Here is a 19,979-nt window from a genome sequence, read left to right on the forward strand (position 1 = left end):
CCAGCAGCTGGCGGTAATTTCCGGCGGCAGCTGGTGCAACTCTAGTTCGGCATGTCAAGGATGCAGCGTCCCCGGCTTGACCGGCGTCACTCTCCCTGGTGGGCAGCCTCACCCGATTTTCGGCGGAATCACGCGGTTTACAGCGATAAAATTGGAAGGTGCTCGATGGTGCGGACATCCGAGTACCGTCGACCTCAGGGGAACATCATTCTTACGCTTCAGCGCCGCCAGCTAGTAGGGCACGACATCCTTCTTGCCCGCCACGGGAACCACATCAGCACCATGCGTGTGGACCGCGCCAATGACCGGGTGATCGCGTTCCTCGACGACGGTTCCACGGACACCGCCCCCAACCTGATCGCTCCCGGCCTGAATCTTCCGGAGACCATCCGAAGCGTCATGCGCGATGACTGGAAGTTCTTTGCGGTGGTCACTGCGTGCGTCACCGGCTTCTCCGGCGCGATGATCGCAGCGGCTGTAGCCCTGAGCGGACTGACGTCCGATCCGGCCCTGGCCCAGATGCTCGCGAACTACCCCGCCTACTAGGCCGCCTGGCACGAAGGAACCCCGCCGCTGAATTTTCCAGCGGCGGGGTTCCTTCGTTCTTGGCGATTCCCGTCCGGGACGCCCTCATCCAGTCCGATGCGTCCTAGTCCAGCAGGAGGGCCGGCTCCTCAAGGATTGCCGCAACGTCCGCCATGAAGCGCGCCGAGAGGTCCCCGTCCACCACCCGGTGGTCGAATGAACCGCCCAGGGTGGTGATCCAACGCGGGATGACTTCGCCGTCCAGGACCCACGGCTTCTGCTTGATGGTGCCAAACGCCACGATGGCCACCTCGCCGGGATTGATGATCGGGGTGCCGGTGTCGATGCCCAGGGCACCGATGTTGGTGACCGTCAGGGTGCCGCCCTGCATCTCCGCGGGCCGGGTCTTGCCGGCGCGGGCAGTGGTGGCCAGGTCGTTGAGTGCCAGGGCCAGTTCCTTGAGCGATAGGTCCTGTGCGTTCTTGATGTTCGGCACCATCAGGCCGCGCGGGGTTGCCGCTGCGATGCCCAGGTTCATGAAGTGCTTGACGTGGATCTCGGCCGTGTCGCTGCCGTCGGCGCTGTCCACCCACGTGGCGTTGACGCTGGGGTTGCGGGCGGCGGCCCAGATCACTGCCTTGGCCAGGATCAACAGCGGGGAGACCTTGATGCCTTCGAAGTCACGCGACACCTTGAGCCGCTTGACGAACTCCATGGTGCGGCTGGCGTCGACGTCCACGAAGATGCTCACGTGCGGTGCGGCGAACGCGGACTCCACCATCGCCTTGGCCGTGGCCTTGCGGACACCCTTGACGGGAATCCGCTCGATCCGCTGGTCCTGGGGCCGGCCGGACTTGCCCCAGAAGGTGTCCGCCTTGTCCACCTCGGCGTCGCGCTGGGCCTGGTAGCTCACCAGGTCCTCCCGGGTGACTTCGCCACGCGCGCCCGTGGCGACAACGTCTGCGAGGTCGATCCCGAGGTCGCGGGCAATCTTGCGCACCGGAGGCTTCGCCAGGACCCGGTTGACCAGGCCGCTGATGGTACCGCCGAGGGTGGGACGCCCGGAAGCTTCTTCGGGAACCCCCGCGGTGTCGGGGGTGCCGGAGGCGGAAGCTGCGCCGGCGTTGATCCAGATGCCTTGGGTTTCGACCGGCTCGGCCAAAGGGGCGGGCTCAACCACCGGCGAGGTGGCCGCAGCCGGTGCCGGCAGTACCGCCGCGGACGGCGACGCCTTGCGCGGGCGGCGTTTGACGGCGTCGGCCTTGGGACCCGAGCCCACCAGGGGACCTACGGCCTTGCCGGAGGCGGGAACAGCCTGCGCGCCTGGCGTCCCGCTGTCTTGCTCGTCGTGATCCTCGAAGAGTTTCCCGTACATCGGGGCGTTCGCGGTGGGAGCTGCGGGCGTCTGTGCTGCAGCTGCGGGGGCCACCGGAACAGGCGCATCCGCAGGCGTGGGGTCGCCGGACACGGCGTCGCTCACGCTGATGATCGGAGTGCCGACGTCGACCGTGACCCCCACGGGAACGAGCAGTTCGGTGACCGTCCCCGCAAACGGCGAAGGGAGTTCCACGAGGGACTTTGCCGTTTCGATTTCGCACAGGATGTCATTGATCGCGACGCTGTCACCGGGCTTGACGTTCCACGAAACGATCTCGGCCTCGGTCAGCCCTTCGCCCACATCGGGGAGGTTGAACTTGTTTACAGTCATGGGGTCCTCGGTTTGGAAGGCGTCGTGAGCAGGCAATCTTCAGGACGCAGTTGTCAGTAGGCAAGGGCGCGGTCCAGCGCCTCGAGGATGCGGTCGATGTCCGGCAGGTAGTCCTCTTCCACCTTGGCCACGGGGTAGGGCATGTGGAAGCCGCCAACACGGATCACCGGCGCTTCGAGGGACAGGAACGCACGCTCGCTCACACGGGCCGCGATTTCGCCGCCGATGCCACCGAACGTCGGTGCCTCATGGGCCACGATCAGGCGTCCCGTCTTCTTGACGGACTCGGTAACGGTGTCGAAGTCAATGGGCGAGATGGACCGGAGGTCGATCACTTCAACGCTGTGGCCGTCCTCGGCAGCGGCACTGGCCGCAGCGAGTGCCACCGGGACCAGCGGACCGTAAGCGACCACGGTGGCGTCGGCGCCTTCGCGCAGCACGTGGGCCGTGAACGGATCCGCCGAAGCGCCGGGCGACTCCGTGTCTACGTCACCCTTGAGCCAGTAGCGCCGCTTCGGCTCAAAGACGATAACCGGGTCCTGGCAGTCGACCGCCTGCTGGATCATCCAGTAGGCGTCATGCGGGTTGGAAGGGGTGATGATGCGCAGGCCGGCCGTGTGGGCGAACAGCGCCTCCGGGGACTCGGAGTGATGTTCAATCGAGCCGATGCCGCCGCCGTACGGGATGCGGATGACCACCGGCACGGTGAGGTTTCCGTTGCTGCGGGCATGCATCTTGGCCAGCTGGGTGGTGATCTGGTTGAAGCCCGGAAAAACGAAGCCGTCGAACTGGATCTCGCAGACCGGCAGGTAGCCGCTGAGGGCAAGTCCGATCGCGGTTCCGATGATTCCGGATTCGGCCAGCGGGGTGTCCACGACGCGGTCGGCGCCGAATTCGCCGATCAGCCCGTCAGTGACGCGGTAGACGCCGCCGAGCGGGCCGATGTCCTCGCCCATGAGCAGCGTGCGGGGGTTGTTGTTCAGCGTCGCGCGCAGGCCCTCGTTGATGGCCTTGGCGATGGTCATGGTGGTCATCGGTTGGCTGCCCCGTCTTTGTCTGCCTCGTCTGTACTTGCTTCGTCAGCGAAGCCCGCGCTGTACTCCTCGAACCAGGCCAGCTCTTCGGCCACCAGCGGGTGGGCCTCGGCGTAAGTGTTCGCGAATGCCGTCCGGATGTCCGGGGTTTCGAGGTCGTGGGTCGTCTTGCGGACATAGGCGGCGAGTTCGTCGCCGTCGGCCTTGACCGTGGCGAAAAAGGCGTCATCAGCCATACCCTCGGCCCGGAGGTACTTCTCCAGCCGTTCGAGGGGGTCCTTCGCACGCCATTGCGCCTCTTCATCGGAGCCGCGGTACTTGGTGGGATCGTCCGCCGTGGTGTGGGCGCCGACCCGGTAAGTAAAGGCCTCGATCAGCACCGGGCTCTTTCCTTCACGGGCCCGTTCCAAAGCCCACTCCGTGACGGCATGCACTGCGATGACGTCATTGCCGTCCACCCGGATGCCGGGGAAACCGTATCCTTTGGCGCGGTCGGCGAGGGGGACCCGGGTTTGCACGGTGCTGGGCACCGAGATGGCCCAGTGGTTGTTCTGGCAGAAAAAGACCACCGGCGCGTTGTACGAAGAGGCGAAAACCATGGACTCGTGCACGTCGCCTTCAGAGCTGGCTCCGTCGCCGAAGTACACCATGACGGCGGCCTTCGGTTCCTGCGGCTGGTCCGGGGTGGCGTTGGCGGCCGCAAGCTTCTGGTCCCGCTGGATGCCCATGGCGTAGCCAACGGCATGCGGAGTCTGCGCCGCGAGGACCAGGGTGTAAAGGTGGAAGTTGGTGTCTTTGGGGTTCCAGCCGCCATTGGACACACCGCGGAACTGGCGCAGCAGCTCGGCCAGGTCAACGTTGCGGGTCAGGGCGACCCCGTGCTCGCGGTACGTGGGGAAGATGTAATCCTGCGGCTGGCTGGCCCGTCCGGATCCGATCTGGGCGGCCTCCTGGCCGGTCAGGGGCACCCACAGGGCCAGCTGCCCTTGGCGCTGGAGCGCGGTTGCCTCCTGGTCGAACCGCCGGATGGCTGCCATGTCCGCGTAGAACCCGCGCAGCTTTTCAGCGTCGAGCCGGTTGGCATAGGCGGAGAAGACCGGGTCCTCGCCCAAGGTGCCGTCCGGCCCCAGGAGCTGGACCATTCGGGTGGGAGGTTCACCCAGTACGGCCTCGGCTTCCGCCTCGAGCTGGTCGTCTACCCCGGTTCCGTCGAACTCGGTAGCGGGCAGATGTGTGGCGCCCATACCGTCTCCTTGCTTGCCGCACTTGAATGCGTCGCAATCTCGCTGGGATATATGCCGCATCCGGAATAGATTCCAGATGTGGCATATATATTGGCTTACTGTCCCTTACTTTATCCGCAGTAGGCGGACGCGGGGCGTTATGTTAAGCGCTAGGAACTCCGTGGCGGCTTTGTATAGTCTGCACAGAGTTTGAGGAAACGGGTGTTCGCTTCCTCCTCGCCGATACTCACCCGGACGCCTTCATTGCCGAACGCCCGCACGGACAGGGCACGTTCTCCCGCCAGTGCTGCGAAGTCCGCACTGTTTTCGCCCAGATCGAGCCACACGAAGTTGCCCTGGGCGTCCGGCACGAACCAGCCGAGCTCTCGCAACCCGGCCGTGACGCGGTCACGCTCATCCACCAGCCTTTGTACCCTTTCTACAACCTGGCTGAAGTTCTGCAGGGACGTGACGGCTGCGCGCTCGGCGATCTGGGATACGGCGAACGGCGTGGCGGCGACCCGGAGGTGCTGGGTAAGGTCCGGGTTGGAGACGCTGTACCCCACACGAAGCCCGGCCAGGCCGTGGGCCTTGGAGAATGTCCGCAGGACCACCACGTTCGGGTACTTGCGGTACATCTCGATCCCGTTCACGGCGTGCTCCGCGCGAACGAACTCCTGGTAGGCCTCGTCGATGACGATGACCACGTCCGAAGGGACCGAGCGGATGAACCGTTCGGTTTCTTCGGCTTCAAGGATGGGCCCGGTGGGGTTGTTGGGGGTGCACAGCAGGATGACTTTGGTGCGCGCGGTGACGGCTGCTGCCATGGCGTCGAGATCGTGGCGGCCGTCGGGCGTCAGCGGGATCCGCACGCTCTCAGCCCCGGCGAGCCCGACGCAGATGGGGTAGGCCTCAAAGGACCGCCAGGCGTAGATGACTTCATCGGCTTTGCCGTCGTCGTTCTGCCCGGCGAAGGTCACCAGGAGCTGGTTCAGGGCGCCGAGGCTGCCAGCACCGGTGACAATGTCTTCGGAAGGGACCTGCAGGAATTCCGCAAGCGCCCCCCGGAGCTTGCTGCTGAGCGGATCCGGGTAGCGGTTGAAGTCCGTCTGGTCCGCGATGGCCTGCAGCACTGCAGGCAGGGGCGGAAGCGGGTTCTCGTTCGAGGACAGTTTGTAGCTGGCAAGGCCCTCGACGGCGGCCGGGGGCTTGCCGGCGGCATAGCGGGGCAGCCTGTCCACGACCGGACGGGGCCTGATTCCCCCGGCGGGGTTCTCTGGTGAAGTCATGCCAACTAGCCTACTTCTCCGGTCCTGCCGCTTTCCTGCGCCGTATGAAAGCATGGGGCCATGTTCTCTTTCATCTTGCGGGTTCTCATCAACGGCTTGGCTCTGGGGATCGCGAGCTGGATCCTGCCCGGCCTGGATATCTCCACCACCGCAACGACGGAAGCCGTTGCCCAAGGTGGTGTCACACAGGGAACGGATCCGCTTGGTGTAATTCTTGCCTACCTTTTCATTGGCCTGATCTTCGGCCTGGTCAATGCACTGGTACGGCCGATCGTCAGCCTGCTGTCCCTGCCGATCACCATCCTGACGCTGGGCCTGTTCACGATCGTCATTAACGCCGCCATGCTGTTCCTGACGTCCTGGCTGAGCAGCTACACCCCCGTCCACTTCACCATTGACTCCTTCTTCTGGACTGCCGTGCTGGCTGCCATCATCATCACGGTGGTCTCCCTCGTTGCGGGCAGGATCACCGGCGTCCGGCGCTAAGCGGGCTAGCGCGCCCCAGCACCTGCCCGCCTAGCGGCCGACCCACCTGGCTGCCCCTTGGAGCGGCCTGTCCTGCTGGCGCGCCGTCGGGGCCTTCGGTTCCCGGTTTACGGCAAAGCGGGTGGCGGTCCCTGCCCCTCCCGCGCCAACAACGCCGGCGAGGACCGCCGTGTTCGCGACCAGGGACGGGTCTTTGCTGGCCGACACTGCCTTGGCGCCCTCCTCGTAGTTGCCAATGTTGTGGCCCGGCCCCAGGTTGAGATCAAAACCCGGCGGCCTGAACACCCTGTCGGTCAGCGTGACGGTGACCCTTTCCCTGGTGTCCGGGTTAGGAGTTCCGTCACTACCGGGAACCCAATCCTGGCGATGTTCGAGGTGGAGGGACGTGATTCCCGGTGCCGGCGAAATCGCGCCCACCGGTGAACCGGCCGTCAGCACATACTTCAGGTCGAATTCGGCGAGGAACGCCTTGTCACTGCTGAGGTTCATGGCATGTGCCCCGCCCTGGCTGTAGCCCACAGCCACTACCTGATCCCCTTTGACTGCACCGGCCTGGTGCAATGCCGACAGCACGGCAGCATTCAGGTATTCCGAGCCATAGCCCAGCGCCTCAGCAATCCCGGCCTCATCCAGCGGGTTCGAACCCCCTGCCGGATCCCCGGGCTGGGTTCCCGGGATGATGACGATATACGCTTTTCGGCCGTCCGCCTCCACTTGCACCACCTCGATCTTTCCGTGGCCCTCAGCGTCAAGTTCGCGAAGCCTGGCGAGGAGGCCGGCGGGCGAGGTGTCCACGACCACATCCCGGGTGAGTTCCTCGACGGCCGTGACGGGACGCGGCTTGAGGAAGGGAAGCGTGCCCTCCGCCAGCCTCCGCATCAACGGGCCAATGGCCAGGAAACCCCGGCCCGCTGCAACCTCGGCTGCCAACGCGCGAGCCAGCTCCGCAGGGGAAATTCCTATCATCAGTGCGAGTGACAAAGGCGCCGCGAGCGCCTCGGCAGCGTCGCGGCTCGGCACAAACGTGGTCTTCAGGTCCAGATAGAGCGCAGGCAGGAAGCCCCAGCCGTCGTCCGGCATGCGGACCCCCGCGGCGGCCAATGACTCTGCCGTTTCGTAGTCCCGGCGGCTCGCCCGGACCTGGCTGCTGAGGTGTTGGAGTTCTTCCCTGACGGCGCGGACCGCCTGGCCCCCTTCACCCACCGCAATCAGTGCGGCCGTGCCGCTTGTTCGGGGATCGTTCTCGTAGGGACACAGTTCTTCCCAGATCCGCCGGACCCCGATCTCAACCGCGGCGAGTTCGTCAGCCATGCCGTCAAGTTCAGCCACACCGGCCATGAGCTCTTCCAGTTGAAAGCTGATTCCTCCGACTCCGCCGCGGATCCGCATGCTGCCGTCCGTTGCCGGCTCCAGCGGTGGTAGCTGTCCGCCGCTTCCTGAGGGCGTGGCCTCTGCCATCAGTACCCTCCGCCGGGCGTCCGCTGGGATGAGACAGAAACCTGCTGTGAGTGGCGGAGGACAGCTTCATAGGCCGCCATCAGCCGCTCCCGTGCGCGACTCAGCGCGGCCGCCTGCAGCGAGATGGCGGTGCGGTACGCCTCGCCGGCCGGCGACTGCCACTCCGAGAGTTGAACCCGGCGGAAGGCGAGCAACGACGTATCGAGGCGGTGCGCAAAGCCCGCGACGCGCCAGGCCATCTGCTGCACCTCAAAGCTTCGCGAACCGCAGGTGTTGGCATCCGCTGCAGTGATGCTGCCGCTCATTCCCTTGTCCCCCTGACTTTTGTCGTTCCCCATGGTCGGTAATAACGACGCTACGGAGCGGTGCAGCGGCATGGAACTGGCGGCGTCGGCTATGTGGAAAACGGAGGGCACCCGAACCTGAGGCCCGGCGGGGAGAAGTCACACGGACAGCGCGCTTAAGGGGCAGCGCGACTTCGTGAAAGAATCAGCACATGCCTGAAACTGCCGCCACAGCTGAGACCCGTACGCCTTCCGGACGCCTGGCCCTTGCCGCCTCGCCGGACAAGATCGCCCTAGGCCCGCTGGACGGCCGGTACCAGTCCGCGGTCGCACCGTTGGTGGATTACCTGTCCGAGGCGGCCCTCAACCGGGATCGCGTGGCCGTGGAAGTCGAGTGGCTCATCCACCTGACCAGCAACAGCGTCCTCCCGGGCGCCGGCCCGCTGACGCCCGAACAGCAGGACCAGCTCCGCGCCATCGTCACGGAATTCGACTCCGCGTCGGTCACCGAGCTGGCCGACATCGAGGCCGTAACGGTTCACGACGTCAAGGCAGTCGAGTACTACATCGGCCGCAGGCTGCCGGCCATCGGCATTGAGCGGCTTACCGCCATGGTGCACTTCGGCTGCACCTCGGAAGACATCAACAACCTCTCCTACGCGCTGGGCGTCAAGGGCGCCGTGGAGGACGTGTGGCTGCCCGCCGCCAAGGCGCTGGTGGCCCAGATCAGCAGGATGGCTGACGACAACCGCAGCGTGCCCATGCTTTCCCGCACGCACGGACAGCCGGCCACGCCCACCACCCTGGGCAAGGAACTGGCCGTCATCGCGCACCGCCTGACCCGCCAGCTGGACCGGATTGCCAGGACGGAATACCTGGGCAAAATCAACGGCGCCACCGGCACCTACGCCGCCCACGTCGCTTCCGTTCCCGGCGCGGACTGGCAGCACGTGGCGAAGTCCTTCGTTGAGGGCCTGGGCCTGACCTGGAATCCGCTGACCACCCAGATCGAAAGCCACGACTGGCAGGCGGAGTTGTACGCCGACGTCGCGCGGTTCAACCGGATCCTGCACAACGTGTGCACCGACATCTGGAGCTACATCTCCATCGGCTACTTCGCGCAGATCCCGGTGGCGGGCGCCACGGGTTCCTCCACCATGCCGCACAAGGTCAACCCGATCCGCTTTGAGAACGCCGAAGCCAACCTGGAGATCTCCTCCGGCCTGCTGGACGTGCTGGGCTCCACGCTGGTCACCTCGCGCTGGCAGCGCGACCTCACCGACTCCTCCAGCCAGCGCAACATCGGCGTGGCCTTCGGGCACTCCCTGCTGGCCATCTCGAATGTGGTCAAGGGCCTGGAGCGCCTGGACGTAGCCGAGGACGTCCTGGCGGGCGACCTCGACACCAACTGGGAAGTTCTGGGCGAGGCCATCCAAATGGTGATGCGCGCCGAGGCGATTGCCGGCGTCGAAGGAATGGAAAACCCCTACGAGCGGCTCAAGGACCTGACCCGCGGACAGCGCGTGGATGCCGCCCGGATGCAGGAATTCGTCCAGGGCCTGGGCCTCTCCGCGGACGCCGAAGCCCGGCTGCTGGCCCTGACACCGGGCAAGTACACAGGCATCGCGGACCAGCTGGTGGACCACCTCAAATGAGGCTTCTGCTCATTCGCCACGGCCAGACCCCCGGCAACGTCCTGGGGCAGCTGGACACCGCTCACCCGGGACCGGGGCTGACGGAACTCGGCGAACGCCAGGCCGAGGCTCTTTCCCGCGCCCTGGCGAATGAGCGGATCCATTCCCTCTACGCCTCCACCCTGGTCCGGACCCAGATCACGGCAGCGCCGCTGGCGCGGCTCCACGGGCTGGACACTGAGGTGATTGAGGGCATCCACGAGATCGAAGCCGGTGCGCTCGAAAAGCTGACGGACCATGAATCGCACAAGCGGTACCTGGGCACCATATTTTCCTGGGCCGACGGCGACCTGGACCGCCGGATGCCTGCAGGTCCCAGCGGCCGGGACTTCTTCGACCGCTATGACGCCGCGATCGCTGCAGTGGCGGAGCGGGCAAACGGAATCGGGGATTCCGGATCCGTTGCCGTGGTCAGCCACGGGGCGGCCATCCGCGTATGGGCAGGACTGCGGGCAGGCAACATTGAGCCGGACTTTGCCGCGAAGCATGTGCTGAACAACACCGGCATTGTGGCCCTGGAGGGCGATCCTGACGACGGCTGGAAGCTCATCCACTGGGACGACAGCCCCGTGGGCGGCCTGGCTCTGGCCGATCCGACCGCGCAAGACCCCACCGGCAGACAGGCCTAGCAGTAGCTCCCCGAACGCGCCTCCACCCGTCGGCGCAGGGGATGCGGGCGCTGCAGGAGCATCGCGGCCTCTGCTGTGGCCTCCAGTGCTGTGGGGCGCTCCGCCGCATGCCTGGCTGTCATCGATCCCAGCAGCGATGCCCATTGTGAACCGAGATGCTGCGGTATGCCGGGGCTCCTCAGCGTCCTTGCGACCAGGGACTCGACGGCCGTCCCGGGAAAGGCCTTGACTCCCGTCAGGCATTCGAGCAGCACCAGCCCCAAGGCATAGATGTCGTCAGCCGGCCGGACTGTCTCGCCGTTGGCCTGCTCCGGACTCATGTACTGAACGGTGCCGGAAGACGTCCCGGGCTCCGGCTCGGTTCCGGCAGGTGCAGCGATGCCGAAGTCGATGATCCGGACAGGGCACTTGCGCAGGCGGCTCAGCAGCAGGTTCGCCGGCTTGATGTCACGGTGCACGATCCCGCGCGCATGCAGGTGCCGCAGTCCGGACAGGAGACCCACCGCCCAAGGAGCTACCTCGCTCCCAGGCACTGGCCCCCAACGGATTGTTTCCGCAAGGCTGCTGCCGTACACCAGTTCCTGGACCAGGAAGGGGTGGCCTGCCCAGCGGGAATCCGCCGCCCCGGTGCCCTTGTCAACAAATTTCACGAGCGCCGGATGGCGCAATCCCTCCATCAGGACAGCCTCAGCGGCGATACGTTCCCCGTTCCGCTTGTCCGCCAGTGCAGCCACTTTAACGGCGACCGGACGGCCGTCACGGTGGCCGGTACCACGGAACACTTGGGCGGTGGCACCGACGCCTAACCTTTCATGCAGCAGATAGCGCGTGTCCGAACCGGCATCCCATATCTCGGGAGGCTGGCCGCCGCAGTCGCTGGTCATGACATGCGGATATCGGCCAGGAGGCTGGCGGCGGGTGCCGCGTTTACCCAAGAGTCGAGCTGGAAGCCGCATCGGCACCGCCACACTTCGGGCAGGTCGGCCAGGGCTTCGCCGGCATCGTAGGAGTAGGCCGACATGGTCTGCGCGGCCGGTTTGGACCATTCCATGGCAACGCCGCAGTGCTTGGGCGGGTATCCAGCCGCGCCGGATCCGTCCGGGATACGGGCTGAATCGGTCATGGTGCCTGATGGCCCCGCAGTCATTTCGGTCCCCTGGCCCCGTCCGTCAAATCGTGTGAACGTAACCAAGCGAACCCAACTCCCTATGCCAAGCGCCAAACTACCAACGGTCAACCCTATTAATAGTAAGCATACATATAAGTAGTCAATATAACTAGCTTGTCTAACTATCTACTCAGGTGAAGGGATGGTCGTCCGGCTCGATCGCCTCGCGCATTCGCTGGAGAAAAGCGATAACGACGCCGGCTTCTTCCGCGGTCAGCTCCTCCGCCACCGCCATCATCCTGCGATGCATGGCTCCGAGGGTGGCCCGGACTTCGGTATCGGATTCGACGGTCGGTACGACGATCAACGATCGCCGGTCGGTGGGGTGCGGCTCGCGACGCACATGGCCACTGCCGACGAGGCGGTCTATCAGCGAAGTCGTGGAGGCGCTGGTAATGCCCAGGAATGTACTGAGGTCCTTGGGAACAACCGCCCTGTTCGAGGCCCGTGCGCGCAGGAGGTATCGCAGGGCGAGGATATCCGTCTCCCCCATGCCCATCGAATCCCTGGTTGCCCGGCGCGTTGCCACCTCGGCATTGCGATAATCACGCAGGGACTGCAATACGGCTGCGCCATGGTCGAACTGCCCGTCGGCGCCGTACCAATAGCCGGATCCGGCACTGCTGTTCAAAGCCATTGAGTAATACTAGCCGATCTGATATCTAGACGGACTTGATAAATCCTCACGGGCGGACATCTTGTTCTCCGGCCGCTTACCCGAAGGAAACACCGCGGTAACGGCACCCTCTTAGGCTTATTTTGCATAACCCTTCGGCGAATCGAGGCAGTGATGCAGACCAACCCCCGTCTCAACATCAGGCAGGTCACTTGGGCCAACCCCGTGGGCGCCGACCTGCGTGCGGCACAGCAGGCGGAGCTGGACGCCCGCTTCGGCACGAAGGACCACGAACCCGGCCCGCCGCCGTCGGAAGCGGATACCGCCGTGTTCCTGGTGGCCTATGAGAAGAGCTCCGGCCAGCCGGTGGGCTGCGGCGGACTGAGGATGCTGGACTCCACGACGGCCGAAATCAAGCGGCTGTACGTACTTCCCTACACCCGCGGTTCGGGGGTGGCGAGCTCCATCCTTGCAGCACTGGAGGCGCACGCGTACGGCATGGGCGTCACCTCCATCACCGCCGAAGCGGGCTCCGCCCAGCCGGACGGGAGGAACTTCTACCAAAGCTGCGGCTTTGACGAAATTCCGAACTTCGGCCCCTACATCGGCATGGAGCACTCCTACTGCTACGCCAAGAAGATCGATTCCCACAGCGCCGCCCACACTGCCATGGCCTGACTGCGGCAGCGCCTGCCGCAGTCGTGACTTGGCGCGCCGTCATACTGCGGCAGGCGCAGGCCCGTCGGCTAATCTCGCCTTATGGAATCGGCAGACATTACCTTCCGCACCCGCAAATGGGTGCGCCCTGAAGACCTCAATGCGAACGGCACGCTGTTCGGCGGGAGCCTGCTGAAATGGATCGACGAGGAAGCGGCCATCTACGCCATCCTGCAACTTGGCAACGGCCGGGCAGTCACCAAGTACATTTCCGAAATCAATTTCGTCAGCTCCGCGGTACAGGGAGACCTGATTGAGATGGGGCTGACCGCCACGCGATTCGGCCGGACATCGCTGACCATGCGCGCCGAAGTGCGGAACATGATCACCCGGCAGAGCATCCTCACCATCGAGGAAATCGTGTTCGTGAACCTCGACCCGCACGGCAAGCCCGAACCCCACGGCTATACCGAGATCACTTACGACCGCGACCGCATCCCCACCCACCACCTGACCGAGACCCTGGAACAGGACTGACCCTTCCGGGGTACTCCGGAAGTTCACGATGCGTTAAAGCCACGGGCATGCGCTGTTGGGGCGCCTGGACAAGACTCGAACGCCGGGGCCGGGTAGTTTATCGAATCGATAGCTATAAACGGCCCGAATCGGCATGAGCCGCTATAGGCTTGCCGGACAATGCTCCGGTTCCAGTTCAGAAATGGGTCTCAATCGTGCACAAACTCAAGACAATGGTTGCCGCCGTCGTCGCCATCACCCTTCTAGCCGGCTGCGGCGCCGGCAGCGCGGCTCCCGAAAGCTCCGGAAGTTCCTCCGCCGCAGGGGCGTCGGGCGACACTCTGGTGGTGTACACCAACTCCAACGGAGAGGGCCGCGGAGAGTGGCTGACGAAAAAGGCAGCGGACGCCGGCTTCAAGATTGAGATTGTGGGCGCCGGCGGCGCAGACGCGACCAACAAACTGATCGCCGAAAAGAACAACCCCATTGCGGACGTCGCCTTCGGCCTCAACAACATGTACTTCGCCCAGGTCAAAGCGGCCGGTGCGATCGAGGCCTATGAGCCTGCCTGGGCAGGCGAAGTGGATCCCTCGCTCGCAGACAGCGACGACGACAAAGCCTACTGGCCGCTGGTTAAGCAGGCCATTATGCTCGGCTACAACTCGGATAAGTTCACCCCGGAGCAGGCACCGAAGGACTGGACGGACCTGTGGTCCAAAGACGAGTTCAAAACACGCTATGAGCGGGTCACTGGTCTGGGAACCGCCACGGCGCAGCTGGTATTCGCCGGTATTCTCGCCCGCTACAAGGACGATTCCGGTGACTTGGGCATCTCCGATGAAGGCTGGAAGCAGGTGGAGCAGTACTTCAAGAACGGCAGCCCCGCCGTCGCGAAAACCGATCTCTTCGCCCGCATCGCGTCTGGCGACGTGGACATGGGTCAGATGCCGTCGTCCATCGTGGCGGAACGCGAGAAGTCCTTCAAGGTGAATGTCGAAACGGTGGTGCCGTCCGTGGGCGTCCCCCTCGCCGTGGAGCAGGTCGCCCTGGTGAAGGGAACCGACAAGAAGGAACAGGCCCAAAAGTTCATCGACTGGTTCGGCAGTGCCGACGTCCAGGGTGAGTTTGCACAGCAGTTCAACTCCATGCCGGTGAACAAGAGCGCCGCCGCCAAGGCCAAGCCGGAGGTGGTGGAGTTCTTCAACGGACTGAAGCAGCAGGAGATTGACTGGAACTTCGTCCAGGAAAACATGGGCTCGTGGGTGGAAAAGATCGAGCTCGAGTACATGACGTAACCCTGGCCGCCCCCCGCTTCCGCAGTCCCACAAGACAGGTTTCCCATGATCCGCTTGGACAACATCGAAGTTTCCTTCGGCGATTTTATTGCCATCCCGCACCTGGACCTCCACGTCCGGCCCGGTGAATTCTTCACGCTGCTGGGCCCGTCGGGGTGCGGCAAAACGACGGCACTTCGGACGTTGGCAGGCTTCATCGAGCCGTCCGCGGGGTCGGTCCATGTGGACGGCAAGAACGTCACGCGCCTGCCGAGCGACAAGCGCCAGGTGGGGATGGTTTTCCAGAACTATGCTCTGTTCCCGAGCATGAGTGTGTGGGAAAACATCGCGTTCGGCCTACGTGTGCGGAAGGAAAAGTCCGCCGAGAGCGACCGCCTGGTGCGCGACATCGCGCGCCGGGTGGAGCTCAGCGATGAACAGCTGGACAAGAACGTGGCAGAGCTGTCGGGAGGCCAGCAGCAGCGGGTTGCCGTTGCCCGCGCCCTGGTGCTTCGGCCCAAGATCCTGCTCCTCGACGAACCGCTGTCCAATCTCGACGCCAAGCTGCGCCACCAATTGCGGCAACAGCTCAAGGACCTGCAGAGCGAGTTCGGCATCACCACTGTGTACGTGACCCATGACCAGGACGAGGCCTTGGCCATGAGCGACCGCGTGGCCGTCTTCAACAAGGGGGTGGTGGAGCAGGTGGGCACTCCGCAGGACATCTACGACCGGTCGGCCACCGAATTCGTATGCAATTTCATCGGCGACAGCTCCGCCCTGACCGCGGACTTCATCAATGAACTGAACAGGCTCTCGGACGCCGGGCTCGGCACGGCAGCAAACTCCTACCTGCGGGTGGAAAAAGCCTCGCTGACGCCGCCCGCAGCCGGCAGCACCGCCGTCGGGCTTTCCGGAAAGGTGGTGTCCCGCACGTATCACGGGCTCCACAGCCGTTACGTGGTGCGCAGCCACGGCGCCGACATCCGCCTGCTGGTCAAGGAGGACGGCGGGGTGCATCCCGCGACCGGGGCCGAAACCACGATATACGTGCAGCCGGGCCACGTGCTGCAGTACCACCCCGATACCGGCGCCGCGCTTGCCTCGCAGGATCCGGCCGGTCAGGAGCAGGCAGCGCAGGATCAGGCAGCGTCCCTCCGATGAGCAGCGGCAACTCAGCCAGAAGCATGTTCCGTTCCCCGTTCATCATCATCGTGGGAACGGTCCTGACCTGGTTCATCGCGGCGTTCCTCGTCTGGCCCAACGCGAACGTGCTGATCGAAACCTTCTTCCCCGAAGGAAACTTTTCGGGCCGGGCGGCCGAAAAGCTTTTCTCCTCTCAGCGCGCCATGAAATCCCTGGGCAACAGCTTCCTGCTGGCAGTGGCACTCTCCATCACGGTGAACGTGGTGGGCATCTTCATCGTCCTGGTCACCCATTACTTCAGGATCCGCGGTTCCAGGATCCTGTTCCTGGGCTACGCCACCACGTTCATCTACGGCGGCATCGTGCTGGCGGCGGGCTACAAATTCATTTACGGCGACAAGGGAATCGTCACGGCATTCCTGCTGAACATCTTTCCCGGGATGGATCCGGGATGGTTTTCGGGATTCTTCGCCGTTTTGGCGGTGATGACCTTCGCCACCACCACCAACCACATGCTGTTCGTTGCGAACGCCCTCAAAGGCGTCGACTACCAGACCATCGAAGCGGCCAGAAACCTTGGCGCGTCAACCTGGACCATCCTTCGCCGCATCGTGCTGCCGATGCTGAAGCCCACCCTCTTCGCCGTCACCATCCTGTCCTTCCTGACCGGCCTGGGGGCACTCAGCGCGCCGCAGGTCCTGGGCGGACGCGACTTCCAGACCATCACCCCGATGATCCTCACGTTCACGAACAGCCCCACCTCCCGAGACCTGGCGGCGTTGCTCGCCGTCATCCTCGGTGTGGCCACCATCGTGATGCTCGCGGTCATGTCGCGCCTGGAAAAGGGCGGCACCTACTTTTCCGTATCCAAGGTTTCCTCGGCGCTCCAGAAGCAGAAAATCTCCAACCCGGCAGCCAACATTGCCGTCCACGCGGCCGCCTACCTGCTGTTTGCGGTGTACACCCTGCCAGTGGTCCTGATTGTGCTGTTTTCCTTCGCAGACGGCGCCGCCATCCAGACCGGACACCCCTCGCCGGGCAGTCTCACCTTCGACAATTATGTGCGCGTGCTGACCCAGCCCTCCGGCCTGAGGCCATTTGTCATCAGCGTTGTCTACAGCGCGCTAGCTGCGGTGATCGCCGTGGGCGGCCTGCTCTTCGTGGCGCGGATCCTGCAGAAACACAAGAACTGGGTAACGGCGTCGTTCGAGTACCTGCTGCACATCCCGTGGATCCTGCCGTCGGCTTTGCTGGCTTTGGGGTTGATCATCAGCTACGACCACCCGAATCCGCTGGTGGGCGGTGCCGTCCTGACCGGGACCACCGTCATCCTCCTGATCGCGTTTGTCACGGTGAAGATCCCCTTCACGTTAAGGATGCTCAAGGCGTCCTTTGCGTCGGTGAATTCATCGCTGGAGGAGGCGGCAACCATCATGGGGGCAAGAACGATTTACGTCTTCCGGCGCATCCTGCTGCCACTGGTCCTTCCCGCCGCTGCCGCCATCGCTGCCCTCAACTTCAACAGCATGCTGGACGACTACGACACCGCCATCTTCCTGGCCCACCCGCTGGTCCAGCCGCTGGGCCTTGTCATCAAGGCCAACACGGACGGCGCAGAAGGCGTGGACGGTGTTTCCAATACCTTTGTGTACACGGTGCTGCTGATGGTCATCACCGGGCTGACGATGTACCTGGTCTACGGAAGGTCGGGCGGCCGGTCTGCCATGCGTCGGCGGAAGGACGGGACACGCGGCGGATCCGGCGCCGCTGCCGACACGACTGCTCCCGCGGCATCGCCCGTTGCGGAGACAGCGGACGCCAAGGCGTCCGCGCCGAGTCCGGTGCCCTAAGCCCAGCCCCGAAAGACCGCGTCCGACGGCGGTGCGCAACCAGGCGGACGGCGCCCGCTAAGCGGTGCGGCTCAGCCGCCCGGCGACGCTGAGAATCCTGTCCCGGAACGGCTGGGCCGATTCGTCAAGCACAAGCCGGGTCATCGCGGAAGACGCCACCCGTAAGGCCTGGCTGCGAAGCACGCGCCGCTTATTGTAGGCCGCGAGCGCCTCCGGAAGCGGCCGCGAGTTGAGCAGCCCGGCGAGGGTAACCGAATCAACCAGGGCCTCGCAGGCCCCGCGTCCAAGGTTAGGCGTCATGCCGTGCGCCGCGTCTCCCACCAGCGCGGTGCCCCCGCGTGCGTAGTGCCCGAGGGCGGGCACTGTCCAGATCCGCTGGGCGAGCGTCCCTTCGGGGGCTGCCCCGGCGAGAACGCGAACGATTCCCGGAGCCTTTCCTGAAAAGCGCCGGCGGGTGAGATCCAGTGCCGCGGCGATATCGACGCCGCCGGGCCCCAGGTCCGACCGGTAGGACGCGTACCAGTAGGTCCGTTGCCGGGATGCCGGAGCGATGCCGAACAATTCACCGCGGCCCCAGTATTCGCCAGCCGTATCCCCGGCGACAGGTTCATCGATGATCCCGCGCAAGGCGAGGTAGGGACTGAGCCGTTCCAGGGACCGCGAGCCCCACCGTTGCCGGCGGACCACACTGTGGACGCCGTCGGCTCCCACCAGGAGCCCTGAGTCGGGAAACGCGGTCACCGCACCGGACACCCGGGTCACGGACTGCGGCACGGCAGAGTCCAGGAGGCGAAGCAGGTCAGCGCGTGAAACGCCGATCACGCCTGCAACCGCGGCCCGGAACCACGCCTTCCCGGACACGTCCCGCAGTGCCATGGCGTCAAAGGCGGAGCCTGCCGCCTGAATCTGCGGCAGGATCCCCACGGCGCCGAGCGCCTTCTGGGCCTCCGGCCACATGGCCAGGGACGTTTCAACTGTCGGCAGCGTGTTCCGCTGCTCGTGCACCGTGACGTGGAAGCGACCCGGATCAAGCGTCGCGGCGAGGGCCAGCCCGGCGATGCCCCCGCCCACGATTGTTATGCCGTACATTTCCCGAGTCTACGGCCGGAGCTGCTGCCGCCCTCGTGCCTAGTGGGCCCCGGGCCAGCCGGTGTAGGCCTCGGCCAGGTAGGCCCGGCCGTGGCGGGAGGAGACCACCGAGTTGAGTTCACCCAGCTGGCGGGCCCGGGAGAAGTCGTCGGCGTCCACCGGCGTGTGGAGCATCGAGGTCATCCAGTAGGAGAACTGCTGTGCCTTCCAGACGCGCTCCAGGGCGCGGTCGCTGTAGGCGTCCAACAGCACCGTTGAACCGCCCTTGTAGTAGCTTTCCAGCCCTTCGAAAAGGACCTTGACGTCGTGGATGGCCAGGTTCAAGCCCTTGGCGCCGGTGGGCGGGACGGTGTGGGCGGCGTCGCCGGCCAGGAAGAGCTTTCCGTGGCGCATGGGGGCGTGGACGAAGCTGCGGAACTTCAGCACCATCTTGTCGATGACCGGGCCTTCCTTGAGCTCGTAGCCGTTGCCGTTGACCCGGCTGCGGAAGGCGTCCCAGATGCGGTCCTCACTCCAGTTGTTCACGTCCTCGTTGGGATCGCATTGGAAGTACATCCGCTGAACGGTTTCGGTCCGCTGGCTGATCAGCGCAAAGCCGTTGTCCGAGTTGGCGTAGATCAGCTCGTCGGAGCTCCGGGGCGCCTCAGCCAGGATGCCGAACCACGCGAAGGGGTACTCGTGGAAGTACCATTTGCGGTCCGCCTCAGGGATCTGGAAGCGGCAGTGGCTGCGGGAGCCGTCCGCGCCGGTGATGAAATCGGCCTGCAGCTCATATTCCACACCGTCGGCGTCCGTGAACCAGACCTTTGGGGATCCTTCGATGTCGTGGATGGTGGTATCCGTTACGCTGTAGCGGACGTCTCCGCCGTCGGCCTCGCGGCGAGCGGCCAGGTCCATGAACACGTCGGTCTGCGGGTAGAGCCACACCGACTCCCCCACCAGGTCCTGGAAATCGATCCGGTGGCTTTCGCCGTTGAAGCGCAGTTCAATGCCGTCGTGCCGGTCACCGTCGCGCAGCACGCGGTCCGAGACGCCGCTGTCCACCAACATGTTCACGGTGCCGTGCTCCAGGATGCCGGCGCGGACTGTCTCCTGGATTTCCTGGCGGCTCCGGATTTCGATGACGGTGGATTCTATGCCGGACTTGGCGAGCAGATGCGAGAGCATCAGGCCTGCCGGTCCTGCACCCAGAATGGCCACTTGGGTGGTGAGTACTTTGCGGGCTGCCATGGTGTTTCCTCGCTTCGTTGCGGGGCCCGGCGGGAGTGCCCGGGGCCTGTTGGATCGTCTGGAAACAGTGTGCGCCCCGATGCGTGATCCGCGTTACAGTGAT

20 protein-coding genes are annotated in these 19,979 nt (G+C 64.8%); 9 read left to right on the forward strand and 11 right to left on the reverse strand.

Annotation, left to right across the window (positions count from 1 at the left end; genetic code table 11):
• Positions 1 to 165 precede the first annotated feature (165 nt).
• A complete protein-coding gene (locus ARTH_RS20425) occupies positions 166 to 546 on the forward strand; it encodes a hypothetical protein (protein WP_011693848.1) in 381 nt (126 codons plus the stop codon).
• A gap of 103 nt (positions 547 to 649) precedes the next feature.
• Here the strand turns inward: ARTH_RS20425 and ARTH_RS20430 are convergent, their stop codons facing one another.
• The 4 genes from ARTH_RS20430 to ARTH_RS20445 form a co-directional block, all read right to left on the reverse strand.
• On the reverse strand, positions 650 to 2,233 hold the full coding sequence (locus ARTH_RS20430) for a dihydrolipoamide acetyltransferase family protein (RefSeq protein WP_011693849.1): 1,584 nt from the start codon (positions 2,231 to 2,233) through the stop codon (positions 650 to 652).
• Between the two features lie 53 nt (positions 2,234 to 2,286).
• Entirely contained in the window at positions 2,287 to 3,267 is a 981-nt protein-coding gene (locus tag ARTH_RS20435; RefSeq protein ID WP_011693850.1) for an alpha-ketoacid dehydrogenase subunit beta, read from the reverse strand.
• Complete coding sequence (gene pdhA / locus ARTH_RS20440) at positions 3,264 to 4,511, reverse strand: pyruvate dehydrogenase (acetyl-transferring) E1 component subunit alpha (RefSeq protein WP_011693851.1); 1,248 nt, start codon at positions 4,509 to 4,511, stop codon at positions 3,264 to 3,266. The genes ARTH_RS20435 and pdhA overlap by 4 nt, the downstream gene beginning before the upstream one ends.
• A gap of 149 nt (positions 4,512 to 4,660) precedes the next feature.
• Complete coding sequence (locus ARTH_RS20445; RefSeq protein ID WP_011693852.1) at positions 4,661 to 5,779, reverse strand: histidinol-phosphate transaminase; 1,119 nt, start codon at positions 5,777 to 5,779, stop codon at positions 4,661 to 4,663.
• 60 nt (positions 5,780 to 5,839) lie between these two features.
• Between ARTH_RS20445 and ARTH_RS20450 the strand changes: the two genes are divergently transcribed.
• Complete coding sequence (locus ARTH_RS20450; RefSeq protein WP_011693853.1) at positions 5,840 to 6,265, forward strand: phage holin family protein; 426 nt, start codon at positions 5,840 to 5,842, stop codon at positions 6,263 to 6,265.
• A gap of 30 nt (positions 6,266 to 6,295) precedes the next feature.
• Here the strand turns inward: ARTH_RS20450 and ARTH_RS20455 are convergent, their stop codons facing one another.
• Both ARTH_RS20455 and ARTH_RS20460 read right to left on the reverse strand, forming a co-directional pair.
• Positions 6,296 to 7,723 (reverse strand): hypothetical protein, encoded by a 1,428-nt coding sequence (locus tag ARTH_RS20455; RefSeq protein ID WP_011693854.1) that lies wholly within the window; start codon positions 7,721 to 7,723, stop codon positions 6,296 to 6,298.
• Positions 7,723 to 8,028 (reverse strand): hypothetical protein, encoded by a 306-nt coding sequence (locus tag ARTH_RS20460; protein WP_043430146.1) that lies wholly within the window; start codon positions 8,026 to 8,028, stop codon positions 7,723 to 7,725. Before ARTH_RS20460 ends, ARTH_RS20455 begins: the two co-directional genes overlap by 1 nt.
• Positions 8,029 to 8,219: 191 nt before the next feature.
• On the opposite strand from ARTH_RS20460, the gene purB reads away from it, so the two are divergent.
• Positions 8,220 to 9,662, forward strand: a complete 1,443-nt coding sequence (gene purB, locus ARTH_RS20465; protein WP_011693856.1) for an adenylosuccinate lyase — start codon at positions 8,220 to 8,222, stop codon at positions 9,660 to 9,662.
• Entirely contained in the window at positions 9,659 to 10,330 is a 672-nt protein-coding gene (locus ARTH_RS20470) for a histidine phosphatase family protein (protein ID WP_011693857.1), read from the forward strand. The genes purB and ARTH_RS20470 overlap by 4 nt, the downstream gene beginning before the upstream one ends.
• Here ARTH_RS20470 and ARTH_RS20475 read toward each other — a convergent pair.
• From ARTH_RS20475 to ARTH_RS20485, 3 genes are all read right to left on the reverse strand, one after another.
• On the reverse strand, positions 10,327 to 11,214 hold the full coding sequence (locus ARTH_RS20475) for a serine/threonine-protein kinase (protein WP_011693858.1): 888 nt from the start codon (positions 11,212 to 11,214) through the stop codon (positions 10,327 to 10,329). The two genes, ARTH_RS20470 and ARTH_RS20475, sit on opposite strands and share 4 nt — an antisense overlap.
• Positions 11,211 to 11,477, reverse strand: a complete 267-nt coding sequence (locus tag ARTH_RS20480) for a hypothetical protein (RefSeq protein ID WP_156810720.1) — start codon at positions 11,475 to 11,477, stop codon at positions 11,211 to 11,213. The genes ARTH_RS20475 and ARTH_RS20480 overlap by 4 nt, the downstream gene beginning before the upstream one ends.
• Before the next feature lie 151 nt (positions 11,478 to 11,628).
• Positions 11,629 to 12,135 (reverse strand): MarR family winged helix-turn-helix transcriptional regulator, encoded by a 507-nt coding sequence (locus ARTH_RS20485; RefSeq protein ID WP_011693859.1) that lies wholly within the window; start codon positions 12,133 to 12,135, stop codon positions 11,629 to 11,631.
• Between the two features lie 153 nt (positions 12,136 to 12,288).
• Here ARTH_RS20485 and ARTH_RS20490 point away from each other — a divergent pair, with 153 nt between their 5' ends.
• The 5 genes from ARTH_RS20490 to ARTH_RS20510 all read left to right on the forward strand — a co-directional run bounded on the left by ARTH_RS20490 (position 12,289) and on the right by ARTH_RS20510 (position 17,557).
• Positions 12,289 to 12,792: a GNAT family N-acetyltransferase gene (locus tag ARTH_RS20490; RefSeq protein WP_011693860.1), complete on the forward strand. Its 504-nt coding sequence runs from the start codon at positions 12,289 to 12,291 to the stop codon at positions 12,790 to 12,792.
• A gap of 81 nt (positions 12,793 to 12,873) precedes the next feature.
• Positions 12,874 to 13,308, forward strand: coding sequence for an acyl-CoA thioesterase (locus ARTH_RS20495; RefSeq protein ID WP_011693861.1), 435 nt, complete (start codon positions 12,874 to 12,876; stop codon positions 13,306 to 13,308).
• A gap of 212 nt (positions 13,309 to 13,520) precedes the next feature.
• Positions 13,521 to 14,582, forward strand: coding sequence for an extracellular solute-binding protein (locus ARTH_RS20500; protein ID WP_442853005.1), 1,062 nt, complete (start codon positions 13,521 to 13,523; stop codon positions 14,580 to 14,582).
• Between the two features lie 45 nt (positions 14,583 to 14,627).
• On the forward strand, positions 14,628 to 15,725 hold the full coding sequence (locus tag ARTH_RS20505; RefSeq protein WP_011693863.1) for an ABC transporter ATP-binding protein: 1,098 nt from the start codon (positions 14,628 to 14,630) through the stop codon (positions 15,723 to 15,725).
• Positions 15,722 to 17,557, forward strand: coding sequence for an ABC transporter permease (locus ARTH_RS20510; protein ID WP_011693864.1), 1,836 nt, complete (start codon positions 15,722 to 15,724; stop codon positions 17,555 to 17,557). The genes ARTH_RS20505 and ARTH_RS20510 overlap by 4 nt, the downstream gene beginning before the upstream one ends.
• A 57-nt stretch (positions 17,558 to 17,614) precedes the next feature.
• On the opposite strand, the gene ARTH_RS20515 is transcribed toward ARTH_RS20510, so the two are convergent.
• Entirely contained in the window at positions 17,615 to 18,646 is a 1,032-nt protein-coding gene (locus tag ARTH_RS20515) for an FAD-dependent monooxygenase (protein WP_011693865.1), read from the reverse strand.
• A 39-nt stretch (positions 18,647 to 18,685) separates the two neighbouring features.
• A complete protein-coding gene (locus ARTH_RS20520) occupies positions 18,686 to 19,876 on the reverse strand; it encodes a 4-hydroxybenzoate 3-monooxygenase (RefSeq protein WP_011693866.1) in 1,191 nt (396 codons plus the stop codon).
• Between the last annotated feature and the right edge of the window lie 103 nt (positions 19,877 to 19,979).

Origin of the sequence: Arthrobacter sp. FB24 (assembly GCF_000196235.1) — a bacterium.
Classification (GTDB): domain Bacteria; phylum Actinomycetota; class Actinomycetes; order Actinomycetales; family Micrococcaceae; genus Arthrobacter.

Coding starts and splice junctions, on each gene's coding strand:
- ARTH_RS20425 (WP_011693848.1), top strand. CDS start 166: ATGGTGCGGACATCCGAGTACCGTCGACCTCAGGGGAACATCATTCTT.
- ARTH_RS20430 (WP_011693849.1), bottom strand. CDS start 2,233: ATGACTGTAAACAAGTTCAACCTCCCCGATGTGGGCGAAGGGCTGACC.
- ARTH_RS20435 (WP_011693850.1), bottom strand. CDS start 3,267: ATGACCACCATGACCATCGCCAAGGCCATCAACGAGGGCCTGCGCGCG.
- pdhA (WP_011693851.1), bottom strand. CDS start 4,511: ATGGGCGCCACACATCTGCCCGCTACCGAGTTCGACGGAACCGGGGTA.
- ARTH_RS20445 (WP_011693852.1), bottom strand. CDS start 5,779: ATGACTTCACCAGAGAACCCCGCCGGGGGAATCAGGCCCCGTCCGGTC.
- ARTH_RS20450 (WP_011693853.1), top strand. CDS start 5,840: ATGTTCTCTTTCATCTTGCGGGTTCTCATCAACGGCTTGGCTCTGGGG.
- ARTH_RS20455 (WP_011693854.1), bottom strand. CDS start 7,723: ATGGCAGAGGCCACGCCCTCAGGAAGCGGCGGACAGCTACCACCGCTG.
- ARTH_RS20460 (WP_043430146.1), bottom strand. CDS start 8,028: ATGAGCGGCAGCATCACTGCAGCGGATGCCAACACCTGCGGTTCGCGA.
- purB (WP_011693856.1), top strand. CDS start 8,220: ATGCCTGAAACTGCCGCCACAGCTGAGACCCGTACGCCTTCCGGACGC.
- ARTH_RS20470 (WP_011693857.1), top strand. CDS start 9,659: ATGAGGCTTCTGCTCATTCGCCACGGCCAGACCCCCGGCAACGTCCTG.
- ARTH_RS20475 (WP_011693858.1), bottom strand. CDS start 11,214: ATGACCAGCGACTGCGGCGGCCAGCCTCCCGAGATATGGGATGCCGGT.
- ARTH_RS20480 (WP_156810720.1), bottom strand. CDS start 11,477: ATGACTGCGGGGCCATCAGGCACCATGACCGATTCAGCCCGTATCCCG.
- ARTH_RS20485 (WP_011693859.1), bottom strand. CDS start 12,135: ATGGCTTTGAACAGCAGTGCCGGATCCGGCTATTGGTACGGCGCCGAC.
- ARTH_RS20490 (WP_011693860.1), top strand. CDS start 12,289: ATGCAGACCAACCCCCGTCTCAACATCAGGCAGGTCACTTGGGCCAAC.
- ARTH_RS20495 (WP_011693861.1), top strand. CDS start 12,874: ATGGAATCGGCAGACATTACCTTCCGCACCCGCAAATGGGTGCGCCCT.
- ARTH_RS20500 (WP_442853005.1), top strand. CDS start 13,521: ATGGTTGCCGCCGTCGTCGCCATCACCCTTCTAGCCGGCTGCGGCGCC.
- ARTH_RS20505 (WP_011693863.1), top strand. CDS start 14,628: ATGATCCGCTTGGACAACATCGAAGTTTCCTTCGGCGATTTTATTGCC.
- ARTH_RS20510 (WP_011693864.1), top strand. CDS start 15,722: ATGAGCAGCGGCAACTCAGCCAGAAGCATGTTCCGTTCCCCGTTCATC.
- ARTH_RS20515 (WP_011693865.1), bottom strand. CDS start 18,646: ATGTACGGCATAACAATCGTGGGCGGGGGCATCGCCGGGCTGGCCCTC.
- ARTH_RS20520 (WP_011693866.1), bottom strand. CDS start 19,876: ATGGCAGCCCGCAAAGTACTCACCACCCAAGTGGCCATTCTGGGTGCA.